11 protein-coding genes are annotated in these 14,796 nt (G+C 44.3%); 9 read left to right on the top strand and 2 right to left on the bottom strand.

Going from position 1 to position 14,796, the window contains the following annotated elements; translation table 11 throughout:
- Positions 1 to 312: 312 nt before the first annotated feature.
- The 6 genes from IMZ28_RS04370 (at position 313) to IMZ28_RS04395 (ending at position 4,424) form a co-directional block, all read left to right on the top strand.
- Complete coding sequence (locus tag IMZ28_RS04370) at positions 313 to 774, top strand: 23S rRNA (pseudouridine(1915)-N(3))-methyltransferase RlmH (RefSeq protein WP_197549530.1); 462 nt, start codon at positions 313 to 315, stop codon at positions 772 to 774.
- Positions 775 to 785: 11 nt separating this feature from the next.
- The gene (gene dksA / locus IMZ28_RS04375) at positions 786 to 1,142 is read left to right on the top strand and encodes an RNA polymerase-binding protein DksA (RefSeq protein WP_197549531.1); all 357 of its coding nucleotides are present in this window, start codon (positions 786 to 788) and stop codon (positions 1,140 to 1,142) included.
- Between the two features lie 20 nt (positions 1,143 to 1,162).
- The gene (locus IMZ28_RS04380; protein ID WP_197549532.1) at positions 1,163 to 2,200 is read left to right on the top strand and encodes a hypothetical protein; all 1,038 of its coding nucleotides are present in this window, start codon (positions 1,163 to 1,165) and stop codon (positions 2,198 to 2,200) included.
- Between the two features lie 7 nt (positions 2,201 to 2,207).
- Positions 2,208 to 3,164 (top strand): tRNA dihydrouridine synthase DusB, encoded by a 957-nt coding sequence (gene dusB, locus IMZ28_RS04385; RefSeq protein ID WP_197549533.1) that lies wholly within the window; start codon positions 2,208 to 2,210, stop codon positions 3,162 to 3,164.
- A 62-nt stretch (positions 3,165 to 3,226) separates the two neighbouring features.
- Positions 3,227 to 3,643 (top strand): hypothetical protein, encoded by a 417-nt coding sequence (locus IMZ28_RS04390; protein ID WP_197549534.1) that lies wholly within the window; start codon positions 3,227 to 3,229, stop codon positions 3,641 to 3,643.
- Between the two features lie 40 nt (positions 3,644 to 3,683).
- Entirely contained in the window at positions 3,684 to 4,424 is a 741-nt protein-coding gene (locus IMZ28_RS04395; RefSeq protein WP_197549535.1) for a sulfite exporter TauE/SafE family protein, read from the top strand.
- A gap of 432 nt (positions 4,425 to 4,856) precedes the next feature.
- On the opposite strand, the gene IMZ28_RS11075 is transcribed toward IMZ28_RS04395, so the two are convergent.
- Entirely contained in the window at positions 4,857 to 5,072 is a 216-nt protein-coding gene (locus tag IMZ28_RS11075; RefSeq protein WP_269472904.1) for a GDCCVxC domain-containing (seleno)protein, read from the bottom strand.
- Positions 5,073 to 5,299: 227 nt separating this feature from the next.
- On the opposite strand from IMZ28_RS11075, the gene uvrA reads away from it, so the two are divergent.
- Entirely contained in the window at positions 5,300 to 8,158 is a 2,859-nt protein-coding gene (gene uvrA, locus IMZ28_RS04400; RefSeq protein WP_197549536.1) for an excinuclease ABC subunit UvrA, read from the top strand.
- Between the two features lie 9 nt (positions 8,159 to 8,167).
- On the opposite strand, the gene IMZ28_RS04405 is transcribed toward uvrA, so the two are convergent.
- A complete protein-coding gene (locus IMZ28_RS04405; protein WP_197549537.1) occupies positions 8,168 to 8,590 on the bottom strand; it encodes a hypothetical protein in 423 nt (140 codons plus the stop codon).
- A 218-nt stretch (positions 8,591 to 8,808) separates the two neighbouring features.
- Here IMZ28_RS04405 and polA point away from each other — a divergent pair, with 218 nt between their 5' ends.
- Both polA and ccsA read left to right on the top strand, forming a co-directional pair.
- Positions 8,809 to 11,511, top strand: coding sequence for a DNA polymerase I (gene polA, locus IMZ28_RS04410; protein ID WP_197549538.1), 2,703 nt, complete (start codon positions 8,809 to 8,811; stop codon positions 11,509 to 11,511).
- A 153-nt stretch (positions 11,512 to 11,664) separates the two neighbouring features.
- Entirely contained in the window at positions 11,665 to 14,769 is a 3,105-nt protein-coding gene (ccsA, locus tag IMZ28_RS04415; protein WP_197549539.1) for a cytochrome c biogenesis protein CcsA, read from the top strand.
- Positions 14,770 to 14,796 lie beyond the last annotated feature (27 nt).

A 14,796-nucleotide genomic window follows, 5' to 3' on the forward strand; every position in this document is an offset into this window, starting at 1 on the left:
CTCAAACTTTGAGAGAACGAGACGAGGCAAGATGTGCGTGAAAAAATCTGAAGGACTACCCGTAGGTAATTCAAAGATTTTTTTGCGTGCAGATTGTCTCGTCTCGTTCTCCCCGAAGGGTGCAGCACTTTCGCCCACATACGGCGTTAGATTTTCTTGAATTAGCCTCCGGCTAGTCCTGCGAAAATCTGCCTTGTCTGTGAACAAAATTGCAGCATCAAAGATTGAGGTATTTAATTGGTACGGTAATATTATTGTAACAAAAATAGTGTTAACACGGTACAATATCGAAAATTTTAAAGGTGTTTAATTATGAAGATCAATGTCATCATTATAGACAAAAAGGGAAAGGACCAGCTCTATACTCCACTGATCGAACACTATAAAAAGATCGCTAAACCTTTTGCCAAAGTAGAAGTGATAGAGTTGTTTGACAAAGAGATCGCCAAAGCACATGATATTTCACCCGAAGCAGCAAAAAAATCTTACACAAAAGCATTTGAAAAATATTTAAGTAACGGAATAAATATTGCTTTAGACCCCTCATCAAAAGAGGTAGACAGCTTCGATTTTGCAAATTTGCTTAAGGATAGCACAACTGTAAACTTCTACATTGGCGGTGCTTACGGCTTTGAGAAGGATTTTTTAACCAAATGTAATAAAGCCGTATCATTTGGTAAAATAACGCTTTCACATAAACTGGTGAAACTTGTTTTGCTTGAACAGATCTTTAGAGGTTTGAGTATTAACAACAATCACCCATACCACAAATAGGAATAGGAAGAATGCTGACACAAAAAGAACTGGAAATGTTTCAGAACGAACTGCTTGACAGAAGAGTACAGATAGAGAAGAACCTTGCGGGAACGACACTTGAGCTTAATGAGATGAGAGGTCTAGAACTCAATGATGACGGTGATTACGCTGCAGCATCTGCTGAAACAATGGTTGACAGCGCTATTTTGGAGCAACAGCGTAAAGAATTAGCAGAAATTGACCTAGCTTTGGATAAAATAAAGAACGGTACCTACGGTATATGTGAAATGTGCGAAGAGCCGATAGGCAGGGCACGCCTGGAAGTCAAGAATTTCGCACGTTTCTGTATTACCTGTAGGGAGATCAACGAAAAAGAACAGAATTAAGAGATACGAAGGGAGCAGAGATGAGACTTGGTCTGTATATATTTGCGGCTTTAACGCTGATGGGGATCGTCGGTGCGATCACACATATGGTCAACCCGAACAACTATCTGATAGAAGTGATGGGGATCAACTTCAATTTCCCTGTTGCAGTATGGGTTATACTGCCAATGTTCCTGCTTCTGCTTTTTACTGTAGTGCACATGTTCTATTATAGTCTGAAGGGCTATTTCAGACTGAAAAAATGGCAGCATGATGCAGAGACGATCGAAGATGCGCTTTACTGGTCACTGGTCAATGAACCTAAAGAACAGAAGTATATGACTGATGCGATCAAAAGTTCGGCAGTACTTCTGAGCAAGTCCAACCTGACTGTGCTTGACAGTGTTGAGGGACTCAGTGAGAGGCTTACCAAGATTGTCAATGTGCTCAACAAGATCAAGAATGGTGAGTATGTTGACCTGAAAGAGAATAAACTTGCCAAAGTCTTTAATGAGGGAAATCCGCATCTTATCCAAAATCGTCTGAACCGTTTGGAGCGTGACAGCGGATTTATAGAAGAGGTCATGAAATCCTCATCAAAGTTCTCTCCGGCAGTACAGAAACATGCATTGGCACTTTTTGCAAAGAATGAGACATTCTACAAAGCACGCAAATATGCAAAGGTTTTTGATGTCGATAACTTTTTTGTAATGCTCAATCGCGCGGCTGAAGATGAAGAGATGGGACTCACTGTCGAGATACTCAACGATTTTGTCGAAGCATTGAAGCTCAAATGTGCAGATTTTGTCAAGGTAGCGCGTATTACCAAAAAGATATTCTCCCCGGATCAGAACCTTGCACTCTTCAAAGCGTACCAGAAAGAGAATCCCAAAGCACAGAATGCCTACCTGTACCTGCTTTTTGAATATGAACTGCTTGAAGAGATAGGGAACTATCTTGATGAACAGGAAGAACATGAGTTTATGAAGTACAGAGCACTTTATGAACTTAAAAAACAGGATAAACGTTTCAAACTTGAAGACCTGATCGATGCTGAGTCGATCTGTAAGAACGTATAAGATACGAATGGATAAACTCGACTTTTCAAAGCCCCTTTATGCGTTAGCCCCTCTGGCGGGCTTTACCGATCTGCCTTTCCGAAGCGTTGTCAAGAAGTTCGGGGTAGATCTTACCGTTTCAGAGATGATCAGCTCCAATGCACTGGTACATAACAGTAAAAAAACCTACAGGATGCTGGAGAAGAGTCCTGATGAAGATCCCTACAGCATACAGATCGCCGGGTCTGACCTTGAAGTAATAAGAGGTGCAGTAGAGATCATTAATGAGCAGGAAGGTGTGACTGCCATCGATCTTAACTGCGGCTGTCCTGCTCCCAAAGTAGTCAATAATCTCCAGGGTTCCTCACTCCTGACCGATCTGCCTCAAATGGGAAGAGTGATCGAGACGATCAAAAAATACTCCAACAAACCCTATACTTCTGTGAAAATGAGACTGGGGTTCAATGAAAAGAACCATGTTGAGATCGCAAAGATCGCAGAAGCAAGCGGTGCAGACTATATAGCTGTTCATGGGCGTACCAGAGCAGGGCGTTACAAGGCACCTGTTGACTATGATGCGATCAGGGAGATCAAGGAAGCGGTAAGTATTCCTGTCATAGCCAACGGTGATATTGATTCTCCTCAAAAAGCCAGGAAGATATTGGAGTATACTGGTGCGGATGGTGTGATGATAGGCCGTGCAGCAGTGGGCAAGCCATGGATATTCCAGCAGATCAAAGCGGGGATGGATGAGGTGAGTTCCGAGCTTGTCAAGGAGGTAGTGCTTGAACACTTTGACCAGATGGTCGCCTATTATGACAAGTATGGAGCGATCATGTTCCGAAAGAACCTCCACTCCTATTCAAAAGCAGGATACCAGGGAGCTTCTGCCTTTAGGGATACGATCAACCGTATGGAGGACCCCAAAGAGATGCGTGAAGTGATCGAGGCTTTTTTTTCCCAACAATTCCTTTACGAACGTTGATGCATATCAAGCTGTTTTGAGAAGGCATCGACTATAATCGCATTCAAAAAACAAGGTGAACTATGACTTTTACTATTATCAAGACGATCCATCTCTTTGCAGCATTTATCTATGGCGGCTTTCTCATTACTGATAATCTCTTTTTGAACAAGATCAAACGCTCCTTTTCTGAAGAAGAACATCAGAAGATACGTGAATCATTCATGAAGTATGTACGTAAAGTCGTACCGCCGAGTCTTATTGTCGCTGTAGTGACAGGGCTTTATCTGATCTCGCAGGTATACGGTCCTGTCTCTCCCGAAGGGCTGACATGGTTTCAGACACTGCTTGGTCTGAAAGCCTTTTTGGGTATCTGGCTTGGGCTCAGAGGCGGTTTGCAGGTCTATGCCGGTATTCAGCCGTTCATATTCAAGAGTCATGTGCTGCCTTTTGCTTTTGTGCTTACCATTATCTTTCTTTCACAATTTATGTATCTGTAAAAATATGCTATAATCGCCTCTTCATTTTGGAGAGGTAGCCATGTTTATAGAACTTGCTTTAGTCGGCATCGTCATCGGTGCCATGTCCGGTTTTTTTGGTATCGGCGGGGGTATGATCCTTGTGCCGGTTCTGCTTGCGATCGGTTTTGATATCAAAGATGCTATCGGTATCTCTATTATTCAGATGGTCTTCTCTTCGGTATACGGTTCCTATCTGAACTGGAAAAAGGGTTCGCTTATTGCAGGAGAGGGGATCTTTGTGGGTATAGGCGGTTTTATCGGCGGCTATATCGGTGGATCCCTGACCCATTATATCTCCGATGCGATCTTGCAGGGACTCTTTTTGGGACTTCTTCTTTTTGCCCTCTTCAGGCTCTTTTTTTCTACGCACAATGAAGATGACTCTCAGGCAAAAACACTTCATAAGGGACTGCTCTTTGCCATAGGAGCGGTCATTGGGGTATTTTCGATTACATTGGGAGTCGGCGGTTCGATCATGCTGACACCTATACTGGTGGGACTTTTACACTATCCTATTAAAAAAGCGGTCAGTGCAGGGCTCTTCTTTGTGGTATTCTCCTCCATGGCAGGTATGATCAGTCGTTTGAGTACCGGCACGATCGATTTTGGCAACGGACTTGTTGTAGCGTCTGCATCACTGGTGGGTGTCTTTCTCGGCATCCGCCTTAAAGACCACGTCACCTCAAAAAACCACAAAACGGCATTGTTGGTGCTGTATGTGCTTGCATTGGGAATGCTTGTAAAGAAGATGTGGTTTTAGGACCGAAACAGTCATTACTTAGCGTATTCTACATCGAGAGATACTGTACGGAACGGATTTCTGTGCAGTTTTGGGAGATTTGGAGCGGGGAAAAACATAATATCCGGTAATCCTCCATTTTTCGGGCAGCCACAAGGGGTTTGCAAAGAAAACTTCAAGAGATAGCGCTGTTTTTTCAGGATTTAATTTGTACTCTATTTTCAATATCAGTTCCTTTTGTGTGTAATGGTTTTTTAAAACTTTATCCTGTTCAAAAAACTTTGATACAGTTCTTTGAAGTAGACACTGTGGAGACAGAGGAGGCAGGTGAACGTGACAGTATTACATCCGCCATTACAGATTCCTGTTTATTACTTAAGTTTTTTATATTAAAGCAAATAAAAATGGCTGTGATCATGTTTATCTGACTCTTATGGCTTGTCTTGTGTTATTTTACGAGGAACAACAAGAGTTTGTGTCCTGCTGAATTAGTGGACATGGTACAGAGCCGTAGGAACAGAAAACACAACAATCACCTTTCTTTGGTTTAAGCAACAGGCCGCAGCCTTTGCACTCATAAAACCATTGGCAGGAATCTGTAGGCATTGTTTCTGTTTCTTTATGGCCGCACTCTGGACAAGTGAGAGTGGATTCTAAAATAATTTTCATAACTAAACCTTAGCTTAACAAATATGACAATTTGCCATAGGTATATTGCCATATTCTATAATACAGAAAAAAAGATAAGACAATAGGATGAAACAGATGCATTCTGCAGGGGATGATGAGTAACGAGGATAGTTCTGTCATTATGCCATATTTTTATCTCTTCTGTAAAACTACACAGTATGATCTAAATATGCTATAATTCCAGATTAATTTTCGTGCTGCCAGCTATGGCAGAGAGCACAGATACAGGAAAACCATTGAAAAAACAAAAAGAGATGATACGGGTTTACGGGGCAAAAGAGAACAACCTCAAAAATATCAATATTGAGATCCCTAAAAATGAGCTGGTGGTCATTACCGGTATTTCGGGGTCCGGTAAGTCGACACTGGCGTTCTCTACACTCTATGCAGAGGGTCAGAGACGTTACATCGAATCGCTCTCAAGTTATGCACGTCAGTTTCTCGGGCGTGTAGGCAAACCTGATGTTGACAAAATAGAGGGATTGACCCCGGCGATCGCTATCGATCAGAAGACCACTTCAAAGAACCCGCGTTCGACTGTGGGAACGATCACTGAGATTTATGACTATCTGAGGCTTCTTTTTGCCCGTGTAGGAAAACAGCACTGCCATGAGTGCGGTAAACCGATCTCCTCAATGTCTGCTTCAGATATTATTGAGGAGGTACTCAAGCTGCCTAATGGGGCAAAACTTATCATTATGGCACCGCTTGTCAAAGAGAAGAAGGGTACCTTTGCCGATATGCTGGAGTCATTGCGCCATAAAGGATATGTGCGTGCAATGATCGACGGAGTGATGGTAAGGCTTGATGATGAGATAGAACTGAGCAAGACCAAGAAGCATACGATCAAAGTGGTCATTGACCGTGTAGTGGTCAAAGAAGAGAGCAGGGACCGTATCGGACAGGATGTGGAGAAGGCACTTAAAGAGAGTTACGGTGAGATGGAGATCGAAGTACTCAATCATGAAGAGCTGGAACTGGACAGAAAAGAGTATCATTACTCTGAGCACCTGGCCTGTTTTGACTGTAAGCTCTCTTTTGAACCGCTTGAACCGGTGAGTTTCTCTTTCAACTCGCCCAAAGGAGCCTGTCCAGCCTGTGACGGGTTGGGGATCAGATATGCCATTGACCTTAAAAAAGTGATCGATCCGGAGCTGAGCATTGAAAAGGGAGCGGTGAAGATCATGTACGGCTTTAACAAAAGCTACTACACCAAGTTTCTCAATGCTTTCTGCGAACAAAACGGTATCGATATTACCGTACCGTACGGAGAGTTGGAGACCCATCAGCAAAAGGCGGTTCTTTACGGTAACGGAAGTGTCACTGATTTTACCTGGAAACGACATAAACTCAAACGTGAATGGCCCGGAGTCGTAAAGTTTGCACACGATATGTTCAAAGATGAGAAGGATATGAGCGAGTACATGACCGAGAAGGTGTGCGACAAGTGTCACGGCCACCGTCTGCGTCCGCGTTCTCTTGCAGTAAAGATTGAAGGGAAAAATATAGCCGATATTATCGATATGCCTATTGAAATCTCTTATGCCTATTTTGCCGATGAAAAGAATTTTTCCCATTTGACCCCGCAGCAGAAGCAGATTGCAGAATCAATCCTCAAGGAGATCCATGAGCGGCTTTTCTTCCTCTATGATGTAGGACTTGGCTATATAACGCTCAGCCGTGATGCAAGAACCATCTCCGGCGGGGAAGCACAGCGTATCCGTATCGCTTCCCAGATCGGTTCGGGTCTGACAGGGGTCATGTATGTACTTGATGAACCGAGTATCGGTCTGCATGAGCGTGATACGATGAAACTGATACGTACACTCAACTCATTGAGAGACAAAGGCAATACGGTGATTGTGGTAGAACATGACAAAGAGACGATCCTTGCGGCAGACTATATTGTCGATATTGGGCCCGGTGCGGGTGATTACGGGGGAGAGATCGTCTTTGCCGGTGATGTGAAAAAGCTTGCAAAAGCTAAGACTTTGACGGCAGAATATCTTTTTGGTAAAAAAGAGATTGCATATTCGCATGACAAGCCTCAGGAGGAGTGGATAGAGATCAGGAATGTAACACTCAACAATATTCAAAACCTTGATGCAAAGATACCGTTACACAACTTTGTCTGTATTACCGGTGTAAGCGGAAGCGGAAAAAGTTCTTTGATCTTGCAGACTTTGCTGCCGGTGGCAAGAGAACTGCTTAACCATGCCAAAAAGGTCAACAAGGTTGATGGTGTAGAGATCAACGGACTGGAGAAGCTTGACAAGGTGATCTACCTTGACCAGAGTCCTATCGGCCGTACACCGCGATCCAACCCGGCAACATATACGGGGATCATGGATGAGATACGAAAGCTTTTCTCACAGACAAAAGAGGCGGAACTCCGTGGTTACAAGATAGGACGCTTCTCCTTTAACGTCAAAGGCGGCCGTTGTGAGAAGTGTCAGGGAGATGGCCAAATCAAGATCGAGATGCATTTTCTCCCCGATGTACTGGTCAAGTGTGACGCCTGTAACGGGACCAGATACAATGCCCAGACACTGGAAGTGCTCTATAAGGGGAAATCTATCGCTGATGTATTGGCAATGAGTGTAGGAGAGGCACTTGAGTTCTTCAAGGCGATCCCTGCTATCGCTTCCAGGCTCAAGACATTGACTGCTGTAGGACTTGACTACATTACGCTGGGACAGAATGCAACGACACTTTCCGGCGGTGAAGCGCAGCGTATCAAACTCAGCAAGGAGCTCAGCCGTAAAGATACGGGGAACACACTCTATATTCTTGATGAGCCTACAACAGGACTGCATTTTGCCGATGTGGACAGACTGACGGGTGTTTTACACAATCTTGTTGAACTTGGCAATTCGGTAGTGGTCATCGAACACAACCTTGATATGATCAAGAATGCCGACTATATTATTGATATGGGTCCTGAAGGAGGGAATAAGGGAGGATTGATCATCGCTACGGGATCACCGGAGGAAGTGGCTGCGAACTATAAAAAGACAGGATCCTATACCGGAGAGTATCTGGCAAAAGAGCTGGCAGAGAAATAGTGCTTTATCTTAGAATCTGTAGGTTCTTCTGTGCCGGTTCTTCTGTGGCGTTTTAGTATTGTACAGGGTGAAGACAATGGCACTCTTGATGATCCAAAGCAGTATGACTGCCGCAAGTATCTCATAGCCGATCATCCACACAAGAAATAAGTTCGCATCTGAACCGACAGTGAGGGAGCCGAATACAGCTGCCTTGCCTTCTGAAATATAGAAGAAGAGGAAAAGCAACCCTGTAATATAGGGAAGTGTTACAAAATAGATCCCCAAAAAAAGTACCTCTTTCCCCTCCGGGAAAAAGAGGATCGGGGTCTTTTTCAGGTCAACCTGCTGTTGGGTATAACTTACATGACTGATCGTCCTTTTCGCTTTCTTCTTCCGTTGAACGACTTTACCGTAATCGATCTCTTTGCCTACTTCTTCAATTGGATCCATGATGATTATCCCCCCCCCGGATTTGCTGGCATATACCATATCAATTAATACATAGTTAATATTCTAAATTAATATTTTTAATAGATGTGGAGCTTATGCGAATAGTTAATGATAATATACTCAAACTTAATACTGAGTAAATTGAGCTTTGAGCTCTCTGAAGCTGGTGATCTCTAACGTATAATAGGTTAAAATAAATAAAAAATCAGGTTTAACATTTGAAAACAATTACAATTATAGATACATTCGGTTTTTTCTTCAGATCATATTTTGCACTACCGCCTCTGCGCAACTCAGAGGGGTTTCCTACCGGTTTATTGACAGGGTTTGTCAATCTTGTAGATACGCTTCACCGGGATCATGCTACTGACTATCTTGTCTTTGCCCTTGACAGCAAAGGTCCGACTTTCAGGAATGAGATCTATCCGGAGTACAAAGCAAATCGGGAAGCACCTCCTGAAGATCTTACAAAACAGTTACCAGTCGCGATCAGGTGGATCGAGCAGATGGGTTTTGCCAACCTTTCCAAAGAAGGGTTCGAAGCGGATGATGTGATCACTACAGTGACGAAGTTCGCCAGAGAGCAGGACCTGAAAGTACGTATTGTCTCGCACGACAAGGATCTTTACCAGCTTATAGATGATGCCCGCGTAGTGATGTATGATTCAATCAAACGCAAGGAGGTGGATGAAGCGGCATGTATTGAGAAATTCGGCGTACGCCCGGAAGATTTTGTAGACTTCCAGGCGATTGTAGGAGACAGTTCCGATAATGTGCCGGGTGTCAAAGGTATCGGAGTCAAAGGTGCGGCAAAGCTGATCAATATGTTCCACACCCTGGAGAATATCTATGCCAACATAGAAAAAGCCGGTACACCGCGTATACAGAAACTTCTGCTTGAGGGTAAAGAGAGCGCTTTCCTTTCACGTGAACTGGTGCGTATGCGTGATGATGTATATACTGACCTCGATCTGAGCCAGTTTATTTTTGAAGACAAGAACTATCTCAGCTGTCTTGCGGATGAATTTGAAAAATATGAAATGAAGCGGGCACTGCAGAAAGCCAAAAACGGAGAGAATGGTGAGGGAGGAGACAAGGCTGTCAAACCGGTGACGCAACCTAAAAAACCGACACTTGCTTTTGAAGCAGTGACACTCGATACCAGGGAGAAACTTGAGAGTGTCATAGGAACATTTGACAAAGAGACAATGGTGGCATTCGATACGGAAACGACCGGTTTGGATACCAAAAAAGCAGGAATGGTCGGTTTCAGTTTCTGTACCTCCGCTGATAAAGCCTACTATGTTCCTGTCGGGCATAACTATCTTGGTGTGGAAGATCAGGTAAGTGAGACCGATGCTGTAGCTGCGATAAAGAAGCTGATGCAATGCAAAGTGATCGGACAGAACCTTAAGTTCGACCTCTCATTACTCTATAACCGGTACGGTCTGGATGAGGTAGTCCCCTATGCAGATACGATGATTATGGCATGGCTGAGTGATCCGGGAAGCAAGGTGGGGCTTGATGCATTGGCACAGAAATTCTTCAAATATGAGATGAAACCTTTCAAGGAGATGGTAAAGAAAGGGGAGGATTTTTCTGCAGTTGCTATTCCTGAAGCGACATTCTATGCTGCAGAAGATGCATGGATGACCTATCTGCTTTATGGTGTTGTCAAGAAGAAGATGGAGCTGGGTTCACTGACGCATCTGCTGAAGGAGGCACAAAATGTGGAGTACCCTTTCATCAATGTACTTATCCGTATGGAACAACTGGGTATCAAGGTCGATCAGAACAGGCTGCATATGCTTCAAAAGCAGTTGAGTGAAGCTTTGGCCGCTTTGACAGAAGAGATCTATGCACTTGCAGGAACAGAGTTTAACATCCGATCAACACAGCAGCTGGGTGTCGTCCTCTTTCAGCAGCTTGGACTCAAAGGCGGTAAAAAAACAAAGACCGGCTACAGTACCAATGAAGCGGTTCTGCAGTCACTCAAGGGAGAACACCCGATCATTGCCAAGATCCTTGCATACCGTGAATATCAGAAGATGCTCTCCACCTATGTGGAACCGCTGCTCAAACTGGCGAAAAAGGATGAAAAGAGCCGTATCTATACTTCGTTCCTGCAAACGGGAACAGCAACAGGAAGACTCAGTTCCAAAGATCCAAATCTTCAGAACATACCTGTGCGTTCAGAGCTTGGAAGAGAAGTAAGATCTGCCTTTGTTGCCAAAGAGGGGTACAGGCTGGTGAGTATCGACTACTCTCAGATCGAACTGCGTCTGCTTGCCCATTTCTCCCGGGATGCGGCACTGCTGGAAGCTTTTAGGACCGGTGTGGATATCCACATGGCAACAGCGGTCAAACTTTTTGGAGAGGAGGAAGCCAAAGCAAAACGTAACTTTGCCAAATCGGTCAACTTCGGACTGCTTTACGGGATGGGACCTAAAAAGCTTTCTGGTGAACTTGGTATATCCCAGGCAGAAGCCAAAGAGATCATTACAAACTACTTTGCCTCCTTTCCGACTGTCAAGAGTTTTCTTGAAGGTATACAGGAGCGTGTCAAGGCAGATGGTTATGTCGAGACCATTCTGGGACGGAGAAGGCTCTTTGACTATGAAAATGCCAATGGTATGCAAAAAGCTGCTTTTATGCGTGAATCGGTCAATACTGTTTTTCAGGGCTCCGCAGCCGACCTGATCAAACTCTCGATGAACCAGATAGACAGTATGATACAGGATGAGAAGCTCGATGCCTTTATGCTGCTTCAAATTCATGATGAACTGATCTTTGAGATCAAAAAAGAAAAGGTAGAAGAGATCAGCAGGCGTTTTGTGCACATTATGGAGAATGTCTATGAACTCAATGTACCGCTGGAGTGTTCAGTCAGTATCGGAGAGAGCTGGGGAGAGCTGAAGTAGGGAAGTGTACCCGTACAGCCTGCCTGTTCGGGCCAGATCATCCTGATAATAATTGAAGGATAAAATTTGTCCCAATTAACATACCGTTAGCAAACATCGGTTATAATCGCCACTTATCACGGCTGTATATACGGTCTTAAAGGGACGATAACGATGTTAAAGAAGATATTATCGATGAAAATGGCAGTACTGATGCTGTTTCTGTTTGGTGTCATAGCAGGTGTTGCTACTTTCATTGAGAACGATTACGGTACACAGACTGCACGCGCGCTGATATACAAAGCTAAATGGTTTGAGGTGTTTCTTGCTTACTTCATTGCCATATTGACCTATCAGATGATTAAATACAAGAGTTACAAAACGAAATTTCCCGTCTTTTTGTTCCACTTCTCTTTTATCCTTATTGCTATGGGTGCATTGATCACACGCTATGCCGGGTATGAAGGTATTATGCATATCAGAGAGGGGCAGACAAGCAACAAGATGGTCTCCGATGTCAAGATGCTGGAGGTTTTTGCCAAGACCAAGGAGGAGAATGCTTCACTCGAGAAAGAGCTCTACTTCTCCACAATGACTGAAAATCATCTCTCAGAGCGTCTCAAAGTGGGAGACAAAGAGGTGAGAATAACACTTGAACAGTATCTTCCTACGGCTGATGAAGAGGTAGTGGCCGACCCAAATGGAGGTACTCTTCTTGAGATGAAGGTCTCGGCAGGGGGAAGAGGAGAGATACACTATTTTAAAAAAGGAAGCATCAAGGATTTTGGTGCATTCTATATCTCATATGGTGTGGAGAATATACCTACGGACAAACCAACCTTCAAAGTAACAGGAGAAGCGGATGATCTTAAGGTTCACTTCCCGTTCATCCTGAAAACACTCAATATGGAGACCAAATCTTCTGACGAGCTTAAGCCGGGAGATAACACCCTTACACGCCGTATGCTCTACCGTTTTGGGAATAATGCTGTTGTACTCAAGGCAGTTCACAGGAAAGCAGCTTTGAAAACAGTCTCGCATTCACTGAAAACGAAGTCAGGTCAACCTGAGTATATCAAGCTCAGAGTCAGTGTAGGTGACAAAAGTAAAGAGGTGGTCTTTAAATCCTATAAAGGACAGGCGGGTGACTTGAAACAGTTTTCACTCGATGGTGTTGATATCCAAATGCGTATCGGTGCCAAACTGATAGAGTTGCCGTTTTCCATCAAATTGGTTGATTTCGAGTTGGAGCGTTATCCGGGATCTATGACTCCTGCATCCTATTCAAGCAGAGTGGTGCTTATAGATAAAGAGCAGAACCTTGAAATGCCGTACCATATCTATATGAACCATGTTCTTGATCATCGAAACTACCGTTTCTTCCAGTCCTCTTACGATCCGGATGAGAAAGGAACAGTACTCTCGGTCAACCATGATCCGGGAACACTTCCGACCTATATTGCCTATTTCCTGCTTGGTCTGGGAATGCTCTGGAGTCTTTTCATTCCAAACGGACGTTTCCAAATGCTGCTTAAAGGGGCACGCAAACTTCAGCATGGTGCAGTTGCTGTTTTATTTACAGTAATGTTGGCTCTCTCACCTCAGGTAAGCCATGCGGCTGCGCCTCAAGTGGACCCGCAGATGCTCAAAGCCATGCAGGCTTATGATGCTGAGCATGCAAAACACTTTGCTACTTTGGCTGTCCAGGATCACCAGGGACGTATGAAGCCTATGGATACGGTCGCACATGAAGTGATAGCAAAGATTACAGGAAAATCCTCATTTTTTGGGATCGAACCGACACAGATGTTCCTTGGAATGATTATGCAGCCTGAGATCTATCAGAATGTGCCGATGATCAAGATCGGGCATAAGAAGATCGCGCTTGACCTTGGACTGCCCGAAGATACAAAGTATGCAAGGTTTACAGATTTCTTCAGTAAAACAGACAACAGTTACAAACTTTATGATGCCGTTACCAAAGCCAGCCGTAAAAAACCGCTGGAGAAGTCACAGTACGACAAAGAACTTATCAAAGCGGATGAACGCCTTAATGTCTCCTATATGGCCTATCAGGGAACACTTATGCGTATCTATCCAAAGCCAAATGATGAGAATAACAAGTGGGTTGCTCCAATGGATGCACTCAAGACCTTCCCGCCGGAACAGATCAAAGAGGTACAGCTTACGATCTCTGCCTATTTTGCATCTGTAGCACAGGGACTGAAGACAGGGAAATGGGAGAATGCAGATCTTAGTCTCAAAGCGATCAAAGTCTATCAGAAAAAGTATGGTTCGGAAGTGATGCCAAGTGCCAGACATATTAAAATGGAGATATGGTATAACAAACTGGGACTCTTTGGAAAACTGGTACCGCTCTATCTTCTTCTTGGTGTAATACTGCTTGTGTTTGCCTTTGTTCATGTACTTAAACCGAACTTCAGCATGAAATGGATCATGCGTTTTGCCTGGGCGACGCTGATTATAGGATTTACTCTGCATGTTGCAGGACTGGGGATCCGATGGTATATTGCCGGGCATGCGCCATGGTCGAATGCCTATGAATCTATTGTCTTCATTGCTGCTTCAACAGTATTGGCCGGTATTATTCTGGCGCGAAGATCACCGTTTGCACTGGCTGGTACGGCTATATTGGCCGGTGTGACGATGGGGGTTGCACATATGAGCTTTATCAACCCTGAGATCACCAATCTCGTACCGGTACTCAAATCATACTGGCTGATGATCCATGTGGCAACTATTATCTCCGGGGACGGTTTCCTCGGACTTGGATCCATCCTCTCCCTTATGGTACTGATCCTGTTCATTATCCGTGGCAAGAGTCGAACAGGAAATATCGACCGTTCCATCAAGGAGTTGACAAATCTTTCGGAGATGGCACTGATCATTGGCCTGATGCTCCTTACCGTAGGGAACTTCCTGGGCGGTGTCTGGGCAAATGAGAGCTGGGGTCGTTACTGGGGCTGGGATTCAAAAGAGACCTGGGCTGCGGTGACCATTCTCATTTATGCAGCAGTAATCCATATGCGTTTTATTCCAAAACTCAACAATGTGTTCATTTACAATGTTGCAGCGACATGGGCATATTCAACAGTCCTGATGACCTATTTTGGGGTCAACTACTACCTCTCAGGGCTCCATTCCTATGCAGCAGGTGATCCTGTTCCGATACCGATGTGGGTCTACTATGCGATCGCAGGGCTTTTTGTCCTGACCCTGCTTGCCGCACGTAATAGACATTTGAAGCAGCGCGCCTAATCTACGGCGGGCTGCTTTCCGCCATAC

Source organism: Sulfurovum indicum (assembly GCF_014931715.1).
In the GTDB taxonomy this organism is placed as follows: domain Bacteria; phylum Campylobacterota; class Campylobacteria; order Campylobacterales; family Sulfurovaceae; genus Sulfurovum; species Sulfurovum indicum.